Source organism: Acinetobacter sp. ANC 5414 (assembly GCF_013004295.1).
Taxonomy (GTDB): domain Bacteria; phylum Pseudomonadota; class Gammaproteobacteria; order Pseudomonadales; family Moraxellaceae; genus Acinetobacter.
Genome location: NZ_JABERM010000001.1, coordinates 363087 through 382511, shown reverse-complemented (window position 1 = coordinate 382511; position 19425 = coordinate 363087). Strand labels below are relative to the sequence as shown.

General features: G+C 42.2%; 23 protein-coding genes. 7 read left to right on the top strand and 16 right to left on the bottom strand.

Annotated elements, in window-relative coordinates:
- Positions 1–19 precede the first annotated feature (19 nt).
- Positions 20–1021 (bottom strand): riboflavin biosynthesis protein RibF, encoded by a 1002-nt coding sequence (gene ribF, locus HLH18_RS01880; RefSeq protein ID WP_171545587.1) that lies wholly within the window; start codon positions 1019–1021, stop codon positions 20–22.
- Between ribF and HLH18_RS01875 the strand changes: the two genes are divergently transcribed.
- The gene (locus tag HLH18_RS01875) at positions 1020–1202 is read left to right on the top strand and encodes a hypothetical protein (protein WP_171545586.1); all 183 of its coding nucleotides are present in this window, start codon (positions 1020–1022) and stop codon (positions 1200–1202) included. The genes ribF and HLH18_RS01875 overlap by 2 nt on opposite strands.
- Before the next feature lie 51 nt (positions 1203–1253).
- Complete coding sequence (locus HLH18_RS01870; RefSeq protein WP_171545585.1) at positions 1254–1817, top strand: 5'-methylthioadenosine/S-adenosylhomocysteine nucleosidase; 564 nt, start codon at positions 1254–1256, stop codon at positions 1815–1817.
- A 79-nt stretch (positions 1818–1896) separates the two neighbouring features.
- Here the strand turns inward: HLH18_RS01870 and HLH18_RS01865 are convergent, their stop codons facing one another.
- The 13 genes from HLH18_RS01865 to ubiG form a co-directional block, all read right to left on the bottom strand.
- A complete protein-coding gene (locus HLH18_RS01865) occupies positions 1897–2511 on the bottom strand; it encodes a TetR/AcrR family transcriptional regulator (RefSeq protein ID WP_131288502.1) in 615 nt (204 codons plus the stop codon).
- 365 nt (positions 2512–2876) lie between these two features.
- Entirely contained in the window at positions 2877–3686 is an 810-nt protein-coding gene (locus HLH18_RS01860) for an ABC transporter ATP-binding protein (protein ID WP_171545584.1), read from the bottom strand.
- A gap of 10 nt (positions 3687–3696) precedes the next feature.
- Positions 3697–4512 carry an aliphatic sulfonate ABC transporter permease SsuC gene (gene ssuC / locus HLH18_RS01855; RefSeq protein ID WP_171545583.1) on the bottom strand — a complete coding sequence of 272 codons (816 nt, stop codon included), beginning with the start codon at positions 4510–4512 and terminating at the stop codon, positions 3697–3699.
- Complete coding sequence (ssuD, locus tag HLH18_RS01850) at positions 4512–5687, bottom strand: FMNH2-dependent alkanesulfonate monooxygenase (protein ID WP_171545582.1); 1176 nt, start codon at positions 5685–5687, stop codon at positions 4512–4514. The genes ssuC and ssuD overlap by 1 nt, the downstream gene beginning before the upstream one ends.
- Before the next feature lie 16 nt (positions 5688–5703).
- Complete coding sequence (locus HLH18_RS01845; protein ID WP_250852353.1) at positions 5704–6636, bottom strand: aliphatic sulfonate ABC transporter substrate-binding protein; 933 nt, start codon at positions 6634–6636, stop codon at positions 5704–5706.
- 85 nt (positions 6637–6721) lie between these two features.
- On the bottom strand, positions 6722–7684 hold the full coding sequence (locus HLH18_RS01840) for a sulfonate ABC transporter substrate-binding protein (RefSeq protein WP_171545580.1): 963 nt from the start codon (positions 7682–7684) through the stop codon (positions 6722–6724).
- Between the two features lie 332 nt (positions 7685–8016).
- On the bottom strand, positions 8017–9369 hold the full coding sequence (gene argA / locus HLH18_RS01835; protein ID WP_171545579.1) for an amino-acid N-acetyltransferase: 1353 nt from the start codon (positions 9367–9369) through the stop codon (positions 8017–8019).
- A gap of 130 nt (positions 9370–9499) precedes the next feature.
- Positions 9500–9883 carry an RcnB family protein gene (locus tag HLH18_RS01830; RefSeq protein ID WP_171545578.1) on the bottom strand — a complete coding sequence of 128 codons (384 nt, stop codon included), beginning with the start codon at positions 9881–9883 and terminating at the stop codon, positions 9500–9502.
- 233 nt (positions 9884–10116) lie between these two features.
- Positions 10117–10524 carry an RcnB family protein gene (locus HLH18_RS01825; protein WP_171545577.1) on the bottom strand — a complete coding sequence of 136 codons (408 nt, stop codon included), beginning with the start codon at positions 10522–10524 and terminating at the stop codon, positions 10117–10119.
- A gap of 296 nt (positions 10525–10820) precedes the next feature.
- The gene (locus HLH18_RS01820) at positions 10821–10976 is read right to left on the bottom strand and encodes a hypothetical protein (protein ID WP_171545576.1); all 156 of its coding nucleotides are present in this window, start codon (positions 10974–10976) and stop codon (positions 10821–10823) included.
- Positions 10977–11174: 198 nt separating this feature from the next.
- Positions 11175–11921 (bottom strand): YciK family oxidoreductase, encoded by a 747-nt coding sequence (locus HLH18_RS01815; RefSeq protein WP_171529716.1) that lies wholly within the window; start codon positions 11919–11921, stop codon positions 11175–11177.
- A gap of 33 nt (positions 11922–11954) precedes the next feature.
- On the bottom strand, positions 11955–12653 hold the full coding sequence (locus tag HLH18_RS01810) for an HAD family hydrolase (RefSeq protein WP_171545575.1): 699 nt from the start codon (positions 12651–12653) through the stop codon (positions 11955–11957).
- Positions 12653–13366, bottom strand: a complete 714-nt coding sequence (ubiG, locus tag HLH18_RS01805; RefSeq protein ID WP_171545574.1) for a bifunctional 2-polyprenyl-6-hydroxyphenol methylase/3-demethylubiquinol 3-O-methyltransferase UbiG — start codon at positions 13364–13366, stop codon at positions 12653–12655. Before ubiG ends, HLH18_RS01810 begins: the two co-directional genes overlap by 1 nt.
- Before the next feature lie 180 nt (positions 13367–13546).
- On the opposite strand from ubiG, the gene HLH18_RS01800 reads away from it, so the two are divergent.
- Entirely contained in the window at positions 13547–14164 is a 618-nt protein-coding gene (locus tag HLH18_RS01800; RefSeq protein ID WP_171545573.1) for a thiol:disulfide interchange protein DsbA/DsbL, read from the top strand.
- Between the two features lie 59 nt (positions 14165–14223).
- Here HLH18_RS01800 and HLH18_RS01795 read toward each other — a convergent pair whose 3' ends face one another.
- Complete coding sequence (locus HLH18_RS01795; protein WP_171545572.1) at positions 14224–14880, bottom strand: TetR family transcriptional regulator; 657 nt, start codon at positions 14878–14880, stop codon at positions 14224–14226.
- 175 nt (positions 14881–15055) lie between these two features.
- Here HLH18_RS01795 and HLH18_RS01790 point away from each other — a divergent pair, with 175 nt between their 5' ends.
- From HLH18_RS01790 to HLH18_RS01775, 4 genes are all read left to right on the top strand, one after another.
- Positions 15056–16078 (top strand): ferredoxin reductase, encoded by a 1023-nt coding sequence (locus HLH18_RS01790; RefSeq protein WP_171545571.1) that lies wholly within the window; start codon positions 15056–15058, stop codon positions 16076–16078.
- An 81-nt stretch (positions 16079–16159) separates the two neighbouring features.
- Positions 16160–17305: a fatty acid desaturase family protein gene (locus HLH18_RS01785; RefSeq protein ID WP_502708108.1), complete on the top strand. Its 1146-nt coding sequence runs from the start codon at positions 16160–16162 to the stop codon at positions 17303–17305.
- A 174-nt stretch (positions 17306–17479) separates the two neighbouring features.
- Positions 17480–18196, top strand: coding sequence for a ribonuclease PH (rph, locus tag HLH18_RS01780; RefSeq protein ID WP_131288469.1), 717 nt, complete (start codon positions 17480–17482; stop codon positions 18194–18196).
- A gap of 166 nt (positions 18197–18362) precedes the next feature.
- Complete coding sequence (locus tag HLH18_RS01775; protein WP_171529710.1) at positions 18363–18545, top strand: ABZJ_00068 family colistin stress protein; 183 nt, start codon at positions 18363–18365, stop codon at positions 18543–18545.
- Here the strand turns inward: HLH18_RS01775 and nadC are convergent.
- A complete protein-coding gene (nadC, locus tag HLH18_RS01770; RefSeq protein ID WP_171545570.1) occupies positions 18542–19387 on the bottom strand; it encodes a carboxylating nicotinate-nucleotide diphosphorylase in 846 nt (281 codons plus the stop codon). The two genes, HLH18_RS01775 and nadC, sit on opposite strands and share 4 nt — an antisense overlap.
- Between the last annotated feature and the right edge of the window lie 38 nt (positions 19388–19425).

The following is a 19425-nucleotide window of genomic DNA, read 5'->3' as shown; positions in this document are numbered from 1 at the left end:
ACAATAAAAAATGTGGGATTTAAAAGGGAAAATTGGGCGTGTTTTGTCGAAACTCAAGCAGTTTCTCAACATCGTCATCAATTCCCGCTTTCAATGCTTTAAGCGAAGGGTAGTCCTTTTCACCATGTAAATAGTTCAAGAACTTCACCCGCATTAACAGGCCATACAGATTAGCAGAAACATCAGGAAAATGTACTTCTAATCGCCATTCTGGATGTTCCTGTTTGATGGCTGGTCGTGTACCCACATGTCCTGCACCAAACAGGGCAGTCGGTTCATAGCCTGCAATCCCCAGTTTTTCAGGATTGTCGGCTTTCACTTTATCTTTTAAAGATCCGGTTTCACATAATACCTCAACGCCGTAAATCCCCTTTAAACAAGGTCTATGACGGTTTAGACGGATGTTGATGGTTGGGAAATTAAGGGTACGTCCAATCTGATCACCATATTGTACCCGGCCGGTGATGCTATACGGACGACCCAATAATTTGGCAGCCAAAGCTAAATCACCCGCTTGCAAGGTATGACGAATCCGGGTCGAGCTGACACGGTGTCCCTCCAATGCAATGGTATGCAAGTTGGTGACCTGAAAACCGTAGGCTCGCAAAAATTCACTATTGCCTTGACGGTTTTTACCGAAATGGAAATCGTCGCCCAGAACCAGATGTTCCGCATTGAGTTTCTGTTTGAGAATATCGGCAAAGCTTTCAGCATCTAAGCTACGGAAATGATTATCAAATTTTGCAATCGCAATATAGTCGACACCCAGTTCGGTTAAGTATTCGACTTTTTCACGCAATGAACTGATTCTAGGTGGTGCTTCATAACCCTTAAAAAATTCAAGCGGTTGTGGCTCAAAAATCATTACCAAGGTTTTTAAATTTTGTGCTGCGGCGAGTTGTTTTAATTGTGCAATCATTGCCTGATGGCCCAAATGTACACCGTCAAAATTACCAATCGTAGTGGCAGTTTTTGGCAATTGAAAATTTGGCGCTAAAGCATTCAGGCGGAGCAGCTTCATGGGCGAATCAATAAGTGAAAAATTATCAGGGCTATATATTGCCATAATCTTGAGCGTTCGTCTTGTTGTTGTGTTTTCATCCAAAAAAATTATCGGATATCTGGCTAAAAATAGCGGTGTAGAAACATCAAAAATACAGATTGATTCAGGGCAGATTTTTAAATTTGCACTCTTCCTCTAATTCTTTTCTAATGGGGGTAGTTGTGAGTTGGCAAATAAATAAGGTATTGCAATGTCGGATCTGGCTTTAATCATGGCACTTCCCAATGAATCGAAAGGTTTGTTTGAACAGGCGGGAATTGAAGTGCATTACAGTGGTATTGGTAAAGTCAATGCTGCCTTTAAAGCTTTTGAAGTGATTCAGAAAACTGGTTGTAAAACCTTACTGAATTTGGGCTCAGCGGGAAGTTCTCAATTTGATGCGCATGCCTTGGTTGAAGTGACGACTTTTGTGCAACGTGATATGGATGTTTCACCCCTAGGTTTTAAAGTCGGTGTTACCCCTATGGATGATGACCATCCTGCAGAAATTCATTTAGAGTCTTATTTTCAGCACCTGAAAAAAGGCACTTGCGGAACCGGTGACAGCTTTGAAACAGGTACGCCGAAAGTACCCTGTCATTTGGTGGATATGGAAGGCTACGCAATTGCGAAGGTCTGCAAGAAGCTTGGCGTGCGATTGATTTCAGTGAAATATATTACCGATGGCGCGGATGACACCGCACATTTGGATTGGGAAGACAATTTATTATTGGGTGCGCAAAAATTATTAAAATTATATCAAACGATCAAATAAGCAGAGTGGATTTGGAAATTCGGCGACCATAGTTGTCTATGGTCGTATGCCAAAATTATCGTAGCAGATAATTTAAGAATTATGGGCGAGGAATAACGCCGTATAACATCATATGGACAGTATGTTGGATGATACGCTGCTGCATACTGCGGTTACGCAAGGTTTTACCGGTAACCATTTCCATTTGAGTCGCAAAATCTGCATAGTTTTGGGTAATGGCCCAAATATTCAGAATTAAAAGCTCAGGATCAATTTCCTTGGCAATTTTACCTTGATCTTGCCACATGGTAATGACTTTGGCTTTACGCTTCACCAGTTTCTTGAGCGGACCTTTTAAAATTGGCAAAATATGCGGCGCACCTTGAATCACTTCCAAAGCAAACAGTCGGGATGCTTTCGGCTGGGTACGCGAAACCTCAATTTTTTGCAATAAATAATTGGTGATCGCTTCTTCAGGCTCAAGCTCTGTTTCTAGCATTTGCAGTGGAGCAAGCCACTTTTGTAATACCGTGGTGAGTACTTCAACGTACAATGCTTCCTTATTTTCATAATAATAGAAAATATTGGATTTGTGCATTTCAGCAATTTGAGCAATCTCGTCTAAGCTTGCCCCATTAAAACCGTAAAGGGAAAATACATCCAGTGCTGCATTTAGCAGTTGATGTCGTTTTTGAGTACTCTTTTTTTGTTCCATTGGCCATTTAAAAACAATTAAAAGTGGAACCCTAAATTGTACGGCAAATCATCAGATTTGTGCACAGGCAAAAGTTTTAATTTTATGAATATTGGCGATTTATTTTTTAGATCAGCTATTAAATTGCCAAGTTTTCGATCAATGTAAAAAGATGCTTTAAAATAGGGCAGAAAATAGCTGAATAAAGATCGTTAAATAATTCAATAAGATTGATTTTTTATATTTTTTTTGAATACTTAAGTTAAAGACTAGATTGATAAATGAGTGATTAAAATAATTAAAGAATAAGATGAGGTTTGGACAGCCTGATCATGGAGATGAGCCCAAACTGATTGTCAGAATGTGCTCATTTCAAATGTAAAAAATCATGTTGCCAATACAGCATTGAGAACTTGTTGCTCTAACTCGGTAAAAGCGTAATCTTTTTTACGTGGTCGCGGCAAATCCACTTTAAATTGTTTAGCGATATGCCCTTTATCGAGCAAAATAATTCGATCGGCCAGTTGTACTGCTTCACTGACATCATGGGTCACCAAAATGGCGGTAAAGCCTTGCTCATGCCAGAGTTTTTCAATCAGGCTCTGCATGTCTAAACGGGTTAAAGCATCTAGTGCACCTAAGGGCTCATCTAACAGCAAGATGCGAGGTTTATGTGACAATGCACGTGCAAGTGCAGTACGCTGACGTTGACCGCCGGAAAGTTGTGACGGCCACAATCCAGCTTTCTCTTTCAATCCGACTTTTTCTAACAGGGCAGAGGCATTGCCTTGATGTTCTTTGGCTAAACCCAATTGTACATTTTGTTCAATGCTACGCCACGGCAAAAGTCGCGGGTCCTGGAACATGACACGAATGTCATCGCTAGTAATACCTTCGCGAATATGGCGTGCCGATTTAAACTTGATTTCGCCATAGCTGGGTTGTTCTAAATCTGCAATCAGACGAAGCAGGGTACTTTTACCACATCCACTACGACCAACAATGGCAAGGAATTCACCGGGTTGAATATGCAGGTCTAAATCTTCTAGAACCGTAACATCACCATAGAATTTATGCAGTTGCTCAATCAGAATTTCTGCACCGACCACCGCTGCCGGATTGATATCTGCAGTGGCTGGCTGTGCTGGTGCAGTTGGATCCTCAGCTACATGTCGGCCTATACTTAAATCAGTCATGAATTATTCCTTATTTTTGATATCCGGCATGCCAACGCAGCAAGTATTTTTCCAAGCCTACTGCCAATACATCGGCCAATTTTCCAAGCAGGGCGTAGAGCAAAATACCCACTAACACGACATCGGTTTGTAAGAATTCACGTGCATTCATGGTCATGTAGCCAATGCCTGATTGTGCGGAAATGGTTTCTGCAACAATCAGCAGCACCCAAACCAGACCTAATGCAAAGCGTAAACCGACCAGAATCGAAGGCATTGCACCTAGTAAAATAATTTCTTTGTATAACTGCCAGCGGGTCAGACCATAGCTTTTACCCATCTCGATCAGTTGGGGGTCAACCGAGCGGATCCCATGATAGGTGTTGATATAGAGTGGGAAGAACACACCGACTGCGACCAGAAATAGCTTGGCAGATTCATCAATTCCGAACCATAAAATCACCAAAGGAATTAAGGCCAAGGCTGGAATGTTACGGATCATTTGCAAGGTGGTATCCAGCAGGGTGGATGCCATTTTAGAAGAACCATTCAGCAAGCCGAGTAATAAGCCTAGGCCTCCACCGACCAATAAACCAAGCAGGGCACGTCCGGCACTGACCTGAACATGTTGCCAAAGCTCGCCACTGATCAACAGATTCCAGAATGCAGTCACCACTGCACTTGGTGCAGGCAGAATACGGCTTTCTAAAAGCCCGCTACCGGATGCAATTTGCCAAATCGTGATCAGTGCGATCGGGAACAACCAGGGCAGCAGATGCTGCCCAAATTGTGTTCCACGTGAAACCTTGGTTTTGGCCAAGCTTTCAGCAGAAATGCTTTTACTCATTAAGCCGGCTCCTGAGTTTTCACTGCTTTTTTCGCCTCATCGGGCACATAGTTATTTGCCACGATTTCACCAAAAGGGCCGGTCAAATTTGGTTGTGCCAGTTTTTGACGGACTTCTAATGGAAGCAGTGGGAATACCAGTTCGGCAAAACGAATGGATTCTTCAAGATGTGGGTAACCCGAGAAAATAAAGGTATCAATACCCAAATCTGCATATTCCTGAATGCGGTCTGCAACTGTTTGTGGATCACCGACCAGTGCTGTACCTGCACCACCACGCACCAGACCGACACCTGCCCAAAGGTTCGGAGATACTTCAAGTTTGCTGCGGTCGCCATTATGCAGTTCAGCCATGCGACGTTGACCGACTGAATCCATTTGTTTGAATTTTTTTTGCGCTGCTTGAATGGTGGCATCATCAACATATTGAATCAGTTCTTCAGCAGCAGCCCATGCCTGTTGATTGGTTTCACGCACAATCACGTGTAAACGAATACCGTAATTTAAACTACGACCTTTAGCGGCAGCTTTGGCTTTGACATTTTTAATTTTTTCTTTCACTGCTGCTGGTGGCTCGCCCCAAGTCAGGTAAGTGTCGACTTGGTCAGTGGCTAAATCTACTGCGGCATCAGAAGAACCGCCAAACCAAAGGGGGGGATAAGGTTTTTGCACTGGTGGATAAAGCAGTTTAGCATCTTCTACTTGTAAGCGTTCACCATTAAAGCTATAGCTTTCACCTGTATGCGAGCGGGTTAAAATTTCACGCCAAATTTTGGTGTATTCCGCTGCTGTTTGGTAACGTGTCGCATGATCTTCATACACACCATCACCTTTCAGCTCTTGTTCATCGCCACCGGTGACCAGGTTAAGTAATACACGACCATTGGATAAACGGTCAAAAGTTGCAGCCATACGCGCAGCCAGTGCAGGAGTCGTTACTCCTGGACGTAAAGCCACCAGGAATTTTAAATTTTTGGTGGCATCAATCAGGCTTGCGGCAGTAATCCACGGATCTTCACATGAACGACCGGTTGGAATCAGTACACCTTCATAACCTAAGTTATCTACCGCTACGGCAATCTGTTTCATGTAGGCGTGGTCAACTTGGCGTGCGCCTTTACTTGTACCTAAATAACGACTGTCACCATGCGTAGGAATAAACCAGAAAATTTTCATTGCTTTGATCCTTAGATTATTTGCCTGCCCAAACGGCTTGCTGAATGTGGATAGATTTCGGAATGATCTTGAGTTCGCTAAAACGGTTTGCGAGCTCTTGCTGACTTGCAATCACTTTTTGAGTGAGGGGAGCCGCAGTTGATGGATTGGGACGACGCTGGATAAAAGTCTGGCTGACATTCGGTTTTAATCCGGTGCTTTTTGCAAAGAGGCTTGCCGTTGCAGCCTTGTTGCTTTGTACCCATTTATCGGCAAGGTTAATTTGCTGAATAATGCCTTTAAGGGCTTTGGGGTGTGTTTTGACCAAATTGTCAGAGGATAAATAAAACGTGTAATTCGGGCTCAAGCCTTTACCTGAAGCCAGCACTTTGGCTTTATCTTCTATTTGGGCCGCCGCATAGTACGGATCCCAAATGGCCCAGGCATCAATGGCACCTTTCTGGAAAGCGGCACGTGCATCGGCAGGGCTTAACCAGATTGGCTGAATATCCGTCCATTTCAAGCCGGCTTTGCGTACCGCTTGCACCAATAAATAATGCGAACTAGAACCACGGTGAACCCCAATGCGTTTACCTTTCAACTGGCTGAGTTGGGTGATTCTGGAAGTGCCTGGTACCAAAATGGCAGAAGCCAAAGGTTTTGCAGTTTCATAAGCAAAATAGTGCAGTGGCTTGTTGCCGGCCTGAGCATAAACAGGCGGTGTATCACCCGTTGCACCGATATCAATCGAACCGACTGCAAGTGCTTCTAAAATTTGCGGACCGCCCGGAAATTCATTCCATGAAATTTTTGCGTTTGGAAATTCCTGTTCAAACAGCTTTTGTTGTTTGGCAATCACCAGATTGACAGAGGCTTTTTGATAGCCCACGCGTAGCTGTTTGACTGAAGGATCCACGGCCCAGGCAGCACTCGAGCCCAACATTGCGCAAGCAATCAGCATCGTATTCATGCCATGACTGGATGTTTTGAACCAGGTAATTGCTTTGTTATCTTGCTGATGTTGAGTCATAGTCGAGTCCTCTATTGTTGTGTGATTACTTCGCTAAAATTGCGGATTGAATATTGATTTTGTTTGGAATAAGTTTCTGGTTATAGAAGGCGTCGGCAACATATTGCTGCTTTTTAACCGCATCGTTTGAAATCGGTTGCACGCCAAAGCCCATACGGGAAATTGATGTTTTCAGGATATCGTTAGAGAGTCCTGTTGGTTTTTCCAAAAGTTTGGTTGCTTCATCTTGATGCTGTGATACCCACTGTGTAGTCGTGTTTAATTCATTGACGACTGCCTTCAGTACATCGGGATGTTGTTCGGCAAATTTACGGTCTGCCAAATAGAACTGATGATTGCTGACCAGGTTTTCACCTGTCGCAATGACACGGGCACCAATCTGCTTTTCTGCAGCAGCAAAGAATGGATCCCAAATCACCCAGGCATCCACTGCGCCTTTTTCAAAAGCAGCACGTGCATCAGAAGGCGGTAAATACACCACTTGGATGTCATCCAGTTTCAGGTTATTGGCTTCTAATAATTTAAGTAATAAGTAATGCACGTTTGAGCCTTTATTCAGGGCAATCCGTTTATCTTTTAAATCCTGGATGCTTTGAATGGCTGAATCTTTTTGCACAATTAACGCTTCAGCTTTAGGCGCTTCCGGTTGGTTGGCGATATAAACCAGATTCGAATTGGCCGCCTGAGCAAAAATAGGCGGCGCTTCACCTGCTTCACCCAAGGAAACACTGCCGACATTTAAGCCTTCAAGCAATTGTGGACCTGCAGGGAATTCGACCCATTTCACATTGACGCCTTGGTCTTTCAACGCTGTTTCTAAAGTACCGCGTTCTTTAATAATCGGTAACAAGCCATATTTTTGGAAACCGATATTTAAAGTGACCGTTTCAGCTTCTTTCTTAGCACAACCTGACATCATCATTGCGCCAGCAACTACTGAAGAAAGGACCAGTGATTTCGCCCAGAATTTTGCTTGAATGGCGCTCATGAATGTGTGCTCCGCAACAATGAAGTGTTGAATATTGAACACATACGCTAAAGCTTTATCTTTTTCGAAAAAAATAAAAAAATAGGAATTCTTAATGAGGAAAAAAGATAAATAAAAAAAAGAAAAACTTAGGTAAAAATGTGATTTATAAGAAAAATAAAATAGGCTGTTTTAATGGTTTAAGTTATTGATATTATTTTAATTTAATTTTAAATAGCATGCTGTTATAAGGTTATGCAAAAACTGCATAAGAAAATTGTCAAAAAATTCGCAAAAGTCTAGATAAAGATATAAAAAATAAAGATATAACAAGCATAAAAAAAGCCACTTTTTTAAAGTGACTTTTTGAACACCAATGAGTTACGTTGGTAGTTATACAGCGCCTGACGTGCATTCGGCAGATCATCGACACTCGCGGGTTCAAAGCCATGTTCGACAAACCAGTGCGCGGTACGTGTGGTCAGTACAAACAGTTGTTGAATGCCCATTTTTTTTGCCTTGTCTTCCAGATAATGCAAAATCTGGCTACCACGATTGGATTTACGATAGGTTGGATCTACCGCGACACAAGCGATCTCCGCCGATTTAATTTCATGGGCTGAAGTTGGAATCGGGTAAAGCGCGGCACAGGCTAAAATCATCCCATCGCGTTCAATCACCGAAAATTGCTCAATTTCACTTTCTAATCGTTCACGTGAGCGATAGACTAGAATGCCTTCAGCCTCGAGCGGGCGCAGTAAATTCATTAAGCCACCGACATCCTGAATATTCGCGGTACGTACTTCTTCATAATGTGCATCGGTCATCATGGTGCCTGCACCGTCACGGGTGAATAGTTCTTCGAGCAATGCGCCATCATAGGTATAAGAAATCAGGTGTACACGACGCACGCCTTGCAGTGAGGCATTTTTGGCACCGCGTAATTGCAGCGCAATATCTGGGTTGGAGTCCTGATATTGCAAAATGTGCTGATCGAGCTGATGCGGCGGAATTTCACGTTGCAATTGCCCGAATTCATTCACCAGGCCTTGTTGTTTACCCAAGAAAATCAACTTGTCCGCTTTGAGCAAAATAGCGGTATTGGTGGCAACTTCTTCCGCGACCAGATTAAACACTTCACCTGTGTTGGAATAACCGGTTGGGCCAAGCAATACGATATTATGGTTTTTAAGATGGCGTTGAATGGCATCGGTATCTACGGTGCGTAATTCACCGGTGAGCTGGAAATCCACACCATCACGAATGCCATAAGGTTTTGCAGTGACAAAATTGCCTGAAATGACATCAATACGTGCACCGTACATCGGTGAGTTGGCCAGACCCATCGAAAGCAGCGCTTCGATTTGTAAGCGAATAGAACCCACGGCATTCATCACGCAGCTTAAAGATTCACGGGTGGTAATACGACGATGATTATGAAATGGCGTTTCAATGCCACTGGCTTTTAAGTTCTGATTGATCTGCGAACGTGCACCATGCACCAGAATCAGACGAATGCCTAAAGAATGCAGTAGGGCAATGTCATGAATAATATGCTGGAAATTTTCATGTTGAACCGCTTCACCATCAAACATAATCACAAAGGTTTTATTGCGGTGAGCATTGATATAAGGCGCAGAATGTCGAAACCAATGCACATATTGCAAAGTTATGCTTTGTGATGTTTCAGATGAATTCGTTTGCATGCCTATCTCAAAATTAAAAAATTTCCTTCTGTGATTCTAATCAAAAAATGATTGAGGGGAAGCTTAAAAATAAAAAAACACCTGAATCGGATTCAGGTGTTTTTTAGGGAAGAGGAAACTTAAACCAGTTTTAGTTGATGATGCGGACAATACGGTCGGTACGTTCATTGACCAATACATAGTCGCCGTTGACTTTGTACCATTGTTGATAACGGCCAGTATTGGGTAAACGGCGTGCTTCACGATCGCTGACTTTATAGCTAGATGAGCTAAATACACGCGGGAAGTTTTGACCTGCACGCCAATCACGATTCGGGTTTACACGTTTATTGTCATAACGGTTGTGGTCATAACGGTTGTTATTGTCCCAACGATGATCATCATGTTTTACAGGCTTTGATGGTGCATGGTTATAACGTTGATGATCATCATAACGATGATCCGGTGCTGCCATTGCTGAAGTCGCCATCAATGCAGATAAAGAAAGCGCAATTGTAGTTAGAATTTTTTTCATATCTTTCACCTAATTTTCAGAGAGAACAGTTATTTCGTTGAAACTAAATTAACTAAAAAGTAGAGATAAAAAATGAGAGCTTTATAGTTGAATTGTGAAATTCATGGAGAAAAAAAGAAGATTGTAAAATGTTGAAAAACTTGTAGTTAAAGACTTGTTGTTAAAATGAATGATGGATGCAAAATAAAAAAAGCTCAAACCGGAGTTTGAGCTTGGAGAATTTAGAACCGAGTTTAGAAACCTTGAATACGCACAATATTATTACTGTCAGTATCCACTAAAATGTAGTCGTTATTGATTTTGTACCACTGCTGGTTACGAGAGGGTTTTGGCAAGTCATGACTTTTGTAATCGACTTTATAGCCATTACCCCGATAATGCTGCGGCATGACATAACCGGTTTGCCATTTATGCTGCTGTAAACGTTTTACCCCGCGTTCTTCACGGAAACGGCGTTTATCTTGCATACGATCATCGTCATCATCCTGGCCACGAAAATCTCGACCATTATTCGACTGCTGATAACGGGGTTGATCCCACCCACGATTGTTATCGTGTTTCTCATGAGGTGCAGCAGTGGTTACACTGTTTGCCATCAATGCACTGAAAGAGATTGCCAAAATTGTCAAAATCTTTTTCATGTTGAACCCTCATAGAAAATTTATTAATTTCAATAATGCTAATGTACGAAAAAATTGCAGAGAAACTGTGAAGATAAATCACTCATTTCTTAAAAAATGCAGAGATAATAAGGATATTATGCAGAAATATCTCACGATTTAAAAATCTTCATAAATTTTATGTCGATATTAAATACTATAAAAACAGGACACTGATGAAAACTTTGTATCAAATTTTTGATGTCGCTTTTATTTATTAAAAATTGTTCAGCCTAAAGGCTTGCCCAGCCCTATGGCGACTGTTCAATAAAATTGCTTTAGTTCCATTGCTCCGCCAGGTCTTGAAGTGAACTGACAGCTTCTGCAATTGCTTCTGCTTGTCTTGCATCATCCAGACCTGTAATCAATGTATTTGAAAGCTGTAAGTTTTTAATACAACGAATCGTTTCAATTTTACGTTTTTGATCAGCCATAACCTGTTCCTCATATCGGATGTTTTTCAATAAGAGTGAGCATAGGTTTATTTGAATGATTTGGAAAAACGAATATTATTGTAAAAGTGATTTAAAAATACGATTTATGGTTTTTTTATTATATGAAAGTTTTTTCCTTAATGAAGCGGCAATAAAATAAAAAGGGAGCATGACTCCCTTTTTTGATCTTTTGAAGGATTAATCCTGCGCATCAATGCTTTGACCATTCATATGCAAGCTGTCATCACCCATTAAATACAGGTAAGCCGGCATAATCATTTCAGGTGTTGCTAAGGTTTTCGGATCTTCATCTGGGTAGGCTTTGGCACGCATGGCGGTACGTGTTGCCCCCGGGTTAATACAGTTAAAACGCACATTTGGATAGACATTTTCTTTGGCAAAAATCTTGTTCACCGCTTCAATGGCAATTTTTGATACCGAGTATGCTCCCCAACGTTCACGTGCTTCGCGACCTACACCCGAACTGGCAAAAACGACAGAAGCATGTTCTGATTTGTGTAGCAGCGGTAGCAGTTCTTGCGTCAGTAAAAATGGCGCACGCAGATTCACTGCCATCACATCATCCCAGACATCGACCGGGTAATGAGCCAGTTCTGTGCGTTCACCCAGAATACCGGCATTGTGCAAAATGCCATCTAAGCGACCAAATTGTGTTTCTAAAGTATCGACCAGTAACTCATAGTCTCGAGGAGAGGCGCTGGAGAGTTGCAAAGGCAGAATAGCCGGTTGTGGAGCACCTAGGCTTTCAATTTCATCATAAATGACTTCAAGCTTGTTTAAGGTGCGTCCATGCAGGACGACGGTTGCCCCATGCAGGGCATAGCTAATTGCAGCTGCACGACCAATACCATCGCCCGCACCTGTAATCAGGATAATGCGATCTTTTAACAGATCGGGGCGAGGTTGATATTCTGAATATTTCATTGCCTACCTCCTCGTTTATATATTGTTATGTCGTTATGAAATCAGAGAATTGTTATGTTGTTTAGATGAAACCAGCTGATTAATCACTTGATGTAATTCGGCCACTGTCTTGACTATACAATCAGCGTGCCATGCTGTTAAGTCATCTTTGTGTTGCAATGGTAAATAACCATAGCCTGCCAAGATGGTATACATATTGGCGTTGCGACCGGCATCAATATCGCGGGGATGGTCACCGACATAGATACAGTCTTCAGGCTGAAGCTGAATGTGCTTGGCTGCCAGATACATCGGTTCAGGATCAGGTTTGGTTTTGCTGACATCTTCAGGGCAAACCAGAACCGCACAGCGCTCAGACAAGTTCAGCGCCTTAAGCAAGGATTCGCTTAACCAGCGTGGTTTATTGGTGACAATGCCCCAAGGAATATCCTGGCTTTCCAATTGTTCCAGCAAGGGATACATACCTTCGAACAGGTCGGTATCTACCGCAATATCTTCCCCATACAGATCTAAAAAGCGTTGCCGATGGGCAAGAAAAACCGGGTCTTCAACATCCAGTTCTGGATAGACCAGTTTCACCATGGCACGTGCGCCTTCAGACACCTGGGTGCGAATCAAATCAGCCGCCACGATCTCGCATTGTTTATCACGGCACATGTCTTGAATAATGCGAATAAAGTCGGCAGCAGTGTCAATCAGGGTGCCATCTAGGTCAAACAGTACAGCTTTCATTACGAACCTTCTTTTACCGTATAAACCATGTAGTTCACATCGACATTCGGTGCCAGCCAGTAACGTTTGGTAATCGGGTTGAAATGTAAACCGGTCATGTCTTTCAATTTTAAACCCGCATTACGGATGTCATGCGCAAGTTCAGACGGCTTGATGAATTTATGATAATCATGCGTACCTTTGGCTAGCATGCGTAACACATATTCCGCACCAATAATCGCAAACAAATAAGATTTTGGATTACGGTTGATGGTCGAGAAGAACACATGACCACCCGGTTTGACTAACTTTTGGCAAGCTTGAATAATCGATGCTGGATCGGGCACATGCTCAAGCATTTCCATGCAAGTGACTACGTCATATTGTCCGGCTTGTTCTTCTGCCAATTGTTCTACTGGAACCTGGCGGTATTCAATATTGGTCACATTTTCTTGTTCTGCATGGATACGCGCCACATTTAAGGGTGCTTCACCCATATCGATGCCCAAAACATTGGCACCACGACGCGCCATGCTTTCAGACAAAATACCGCCACCACAGCCGACATCGAGCACTTTTTTGCCGGCAATGCCACCTGAATGTTCATCAATCCAATTTAAGCGTAAAGGGTTAATTTGATGCAGTGGACGGAACTCAGAATGCTGATCCCACCATATGGCTGCGAATGCTTCAAATTTGGCAATTTCTTGTGGATCAACATTCAATTGCGACATCGGTATCACCTCAATCAAGTCGTTATATTTAAAAAAAGTTATAGGGGCTTAGTGTAGCGTTTATTCTCAAAAAAGCGATAAAAGCCGTAAAAAAGTTCACAGAATGAAAACGAATTCGGCATAATTGATTTATAGTAATCGCATAAATTAATCATAACGATTTAGAGGACAATAAGTTCAATGAAAAAACTCCTTTTAGGTAGTGTTGCTACTGCTATTTTTGCCTTTTCAGGCACGGCAATGGCTGCCAATTTTGTCGCAGGTAAAGATTACACCGTGGTTGCCAACCCGGGTAAAGTTGAAGTTCCTGGCAAAATTGAAGTACGTGAGTTCTTTTGGTACGGCTGCCCACACTGCTTTAAACTAGAGCCGCATATGCAGACCTGGCTCAGAAAAATTCCTAAAGATGTCAACTTTGTGCGCACACCTGCTGCGATGAATCCAGTTTGGGAACAAGGTGCACGCGGTTATTATGTGTCTGAAGCATTAGGCGTTCGTAAGCAAACTCACTTGCCTTTATTCCATGCGATTCATGCGGGTGGGCAACAGATTTTTGACCAAAAATCACAGGCAAAATTCTTTGTGAAATATGGCGTACCTGAAGTAAAATTCAACAGCATGTTTAATTCATTCGCGATTACTTCAAAAGTGGCGCAATCTAAGAAACTGGCACAGCAATATCAATTAAGCGGTGTTCCTGCAGTGGTTGTGAATGGTAAATATGTAGTCCAAGGTGAAGATGCCAAAGTAACTCAAGTGGTAAACTACCTGGTGGAAAAAGAACGTAAAGCGAAATAAGTTTTATGTGCTAAAAAACCCGCTCATTGCGGGTTTTTTTATGTTTGATTTTGAGTGAATTACTCAGTGATTGCCTTTGAAGTATCCCAGTTCGAGATACCCCGGAAAATCACATGCACCTGGGTCATGGTTTGTAATTTAAATTGTTTTTGTTGTTCTAAGCGTTCTTCAGCTTGATAGTGACGATTGATGTCCATCCAGCTCATTGCCCAGGTAAAGGATAAATTAATTAAAATATTAGAAATCACCTGAAGGTCTTGTACATTGCGGATGTGCTGTACCGTTTCCATTTTGCATAAATCATTGGCCAAATCTTCAATCAAAAAATTAATTTCCCGGGCAATGGCCTGACGAATCACTTCTGATCCACCCCAACGCTCGGCAATCATAAATACCCAGGGTTCAGGATTATGCTCAACTGCCTGGAAAAACAGGTCTAGGCTGATTTTCGCTTTGGTATTGGGTTGATAGATATAGGCTTGTCCAAGTTGATGCAAAATGCCTTTTAAATGCAGGGCAACCTGATCGACCAATTCCAGTCCCAGCTCATTCATGTCTTGAAAATGGCGATAAAACGCAGTGGGGACCAGCCCCACATGACGAGCGATTTCACGCAAACTGATACTACTAAAAGAACGTCCAGACGTGCTTAAAGCAAGCGCGGCATCCAAAAGTGCTTGGCGGCTTTGTTGTTTACGCTCATCCCGTATCGACATTCGAGTACCCTAAAAAAATTCTGCATGAAGTCTATCAAAAAAAAACAAATTAAACGACGAGTGTCAGTGAACATGTGTTGACTGAGTTGAAAAATAATTATAGTGTACAAGTGTTCACTATAAGAACACCTGTTCACTCAAATAAATAACCAGCAATAAAAAAGAGGAACCTCATATGAGTCATGTGATGCAGTACCAACCGCAATGGATTCGAGAAGATTTTGTCGATTTTATTGCTGAAAAAGTGAATCCAGTTTGGGCATGGAAAAAAGTGAAAGCCAGTATTGTCGACGTACACATGCTGAGTGAAGACTTTTATCAAATTCAGCTTCAGCCGAATCATAACTTTCATGCAAAAGCGTTTCGTGCTGGACAAAGTATTTTAGTGACTTTAGTGATTGCAGGTGTTCGTCAGCAACGTAGTTATTCCATTGTGAAAATCACCGAGACGGGCAATATCGTGATTGCAGTGAAACGTCAGGGTAAAGTATCCAATGCCTTAACCCATTTGGTGGTGGGCAGCGTGGTGGAAATCTCTCAAGTTCAGGGTGATTTCACATTAACGTCATCTCAAGATTCTATTCTATTAATGGCATCAGGTAGCGGTATCACCGCGATCTATTCGCTATTACAGCAGGCACTCACTCAAAAGGTAAGTCAAATTGATCTGCTGTACTTTACCCGTGATGATGCTTTTCATAGCGAATTACAGCAATTATCAGAACAATACTCACAGTTCCACTACCACCATTTTAATACACTTGTACAGAAACAACATTTAAGCGTAGAACTGCTTGAAAGTACGGTCGCTGATTTCCAAAAACGCCAAAGTTATGCCTGTGGTGCCAAAGGCATGATGCAAAGCCTGAACCAGATTTATCAACAGCTGGGTATTTCAAATCAACTGAAACAAGAGTATTTTCAGGTGGTTGTAGATGAAAATGCACAAGTACAACCGGTGGTATTCTTACGTGCACAACAAGAGTTTGAAGCAAAAACCAATTTACTTGAAAGCGCTGAACAGGCAGGTTTGAAGCCGGCACATGGTTGTCGTATGGGGATTTGCAACACTTGTACCTGTACTAAAGTGAGCGGCTCCACCAAAAATCTGCTGACCGGTGAAATTGACCACGATAGCAATACCCAAATTAAGTTGTGTATTAGCCAAGCCGTCAGTCCTGTCGTGATTAATCTTTAAATAAAATAATTTTAGGGCATTTAAGCGATTTCTTGCACTTTTCACAAAAGCAGTGCCTGATTTCCGCTTCGGAGAAAAACAATGAATATGTCAGTTAAGTTTCCAGAAGATAGTAAATCAAAACATTTGAGTGCTGAACAAATTGCTGAATTGGGTCAAAAAATCGATGCGATCCGCCGTGAAATTATGGACAGCATTGGCGAACAAGATGCCAAATACATTTATAAAATTCGTGATTTTGTCCGTTATAGCGAAATCGCGTCACGCGGAATGTTGATGTTTGGTGGCTGGATTCCACCAGTGTGGTTAGCGGGCACCGGTTTATTAGGTCTGTCTAAAATCGTCGAAAATATGGAACTGGGTCATAACGTGATGCATGGTCAGTTTGACTGGCTCAATGATCCGACTTTAAACGGTGCCAATTATGACTGGGATACCATGGCGACAGGCGATGACTGGAAATACACGCACAACTATATTCACCACACTTATACCAATATTGTCGGTAAAGACCATGATGTCGGCTACGGTTTAATTCGTGTCAGCGAGTCGCAAAAATGGGAACCGCGCTTTTTATTCAATATTCCTTTAACCATTCAATTGATGGTGTTCTTTGAATGGTATGTGGGCTTGCAAAACCTACACTTGGAAGATGCAATTGCCTATAAAACCAAAACCTGGAAACAAGTCTGGGCAGATTCTGAAAAATTCCGTAAAAAAGCGCTACGTCAGGTGGCCAAAGATTATGTGTTTTTTCCATTAATTGCCGGTCCAAATGCTATCCCTGTATTTGCGGGTAATGCCGTGGCCAATGTGATTCGTAGTCTATGGGCATCAGCCGTGATTTTTAATGGTCATTTCACTGAAGATGCAGAAACCTTTGAACTGGACAATACTGAAAATGAAACCCGTGCAGAATGGTATTTACGCCAAATTCGCGGATCAAGTAATTTTAGTGGAACGGAATGGCTGCATATTTTAAGTGGTAATTTAAGCCATCAAATTGAACACCATTTATTCCCGGATATGCCTGCGAACCGTTATGCAGAAGCAGCACCTAAAATTCGTGCCTTATGTGCAGAGTATGGAATTAACTATAACGAAGCCAGTTTCATGAAACAGTTTGGCAGTGTTTGGGTGCGTTTAGCCAAATGTTCATTACCGAATTCCTGGACGGCATCGGTTGAACAATCCAAACGAAAGTTAAAAACCTTATTTCGCTTTTAAAGTGAAATAGAAATGGATGTGAGGTTGCAAATAATAGGTATCTCATTCAACTGATGGCTAAATAAAAGCAGCATGATTTTATGGTTTTTGCCAATCGACAATGTCCCGGCAAAACCTTCAAGCTTGCTTCTGTTATACTAAGCCGCAATGAATTTTAGCCAAAGAGAACCCATTATGCGTATCGACCAACGTACTTTAGATCAATTACGTGACGTAAAAATTACCCGTAACTATACGCGTTATGCGGAAGGTTCAGTATTGATTGAATTTGGTCATACTAAAGTTCTTTGTACTGCAAGTATTGATAATTCAGTTCCACGTTTCCTTAAAGGCAAGGGACAAGGCTGGGTAACCGCTGAATACGGTATGTTGCCACGTTCAACGCATACCCGTAGTGACCGTGAAGCCGCTCGTGGTAAACAAAGTGGTCGTACTCAAGAGATTCAGCGTCTGATTGGTCGTAGCCTACGTGCCATGGTCGATTTGAAAAAATTGGGTGAAAACACCATTACCATCGACTGTGATGTGATTCAGGCAGATGGCGGTACACGTACCGCTTCAATTACCGGTGCGGCTGTTGCATTGATTGATGCCATGAATGTGTTGCTTGAAAAAAAGAAAATCAAGCAAGATCCGCTTAAAGGCTTGGTGGCTGCGATTTCTGTGGGTATGTATAAAGATGAAGCGTTATTGGATCTGTGTTATGAAGAAGATTCAAGCTGCCAAACTGACTTAAATGTGGTGATGACACAAGCAGGTGAGTTTATTGAAGTGCAAGGTACTGCCGAAGAGAAACCATTTACTCGTGCACAGTGTAACGAGATGCTTGAATTGGCTGAAAAAGGCATTCAAGAATTGATTAAAAAGCAACAGGAAGCTTTAGGCTGGTAAGTTGTTTATTTGAAGATACAAAAAACGCACCTCAAGGTGCGTTTTTTTATGGATAAGTCAAAAGCTGGATACAAAAAGGCTGCAATTTCCGCCCCTTTCGAAACGCAGGCTTAAGATCAAGTTCATATTCAGTGGCTAGACTGATGATTATTTACAGGAGCATTAGATGTTAAATATCATCATCTTGGTTGTATCCGTGGTAACTCTGGCACTGATGACCAGTGATCCGCGAGCTTCAGAACAAAAATCTATCCAATCCGCTTGGCAACAGAACACACCCTCCAGTGAAATGCAGGATTTAAGCGCTGAACCGAAATCTAAACCGCAAAATGATACTGAGCAGACTTAAGCATTAAAGCGCATAGATAAATCAATTGCTTTGACATCTTTGGTTAAAACACCCATCGAAATATAGTCGACCCCAGACGTGGCTACTTCACGTAAATTTTCAATGGTGATGTTGCCCGAAGCTTCCAGCTTGCAACGACCGGCAACATGCTTCACCGCATCAATCATTTGTTGTTGACTGAAATTATCCAGCATTACGATATCGGCATGAGCCTCTAGAGCCTGATTCAGTTCATCCCAAGTTTCGACTTCAACTTCTACAGGCTTACCCGGTGCAATGTTGTGTGCTTTGGCAATTGCTTGTGCAATACCACCCGCGGCCATAATGTGGTTTTCTTTAATCAAAAAGGCATCAAACAAACCGAGACGATGGTTTTGACCGCCACCAATGGCGACAGCATATTTTTGCGCAATACGTAAGCCGGGAAGGGTTTTACGGGTATCTAACAATTTGGTGTTTAAACCTTCTAATTGTTTTACATATTCAGCTGTTTTCGTGGCTACTGCAGAAAGCGTTTGTACAAAATTCAGTGCAGGGCGTTCAACAGTGAGTAAGCTGCGTGCCGAACCGGCTAATTTTAAAAAGGCTTCATTGGCTTGTACGCGCTCGCCATCATTTTTCAGCCAGATCACTTGCACATTGGCATCATAAGCTTGAATGAGGGCATTGACCCAAGGTTGCCCGGCCAGCACCATGTCTTCACGGCTAATGATGGTGGCATTGGCTTGCTCATCTTCAGGAGTTAATAAAGCGGTGATATCACCCTCGCCAATATCTTCTTGTAAAGCCTGTTGAATATTGATCTGGATTGCGTGTTCCAACAAAGATTGAGATATGCTCATTAGAATTCCGTATCTTTTTTAGCCCATGAAAATTGCGC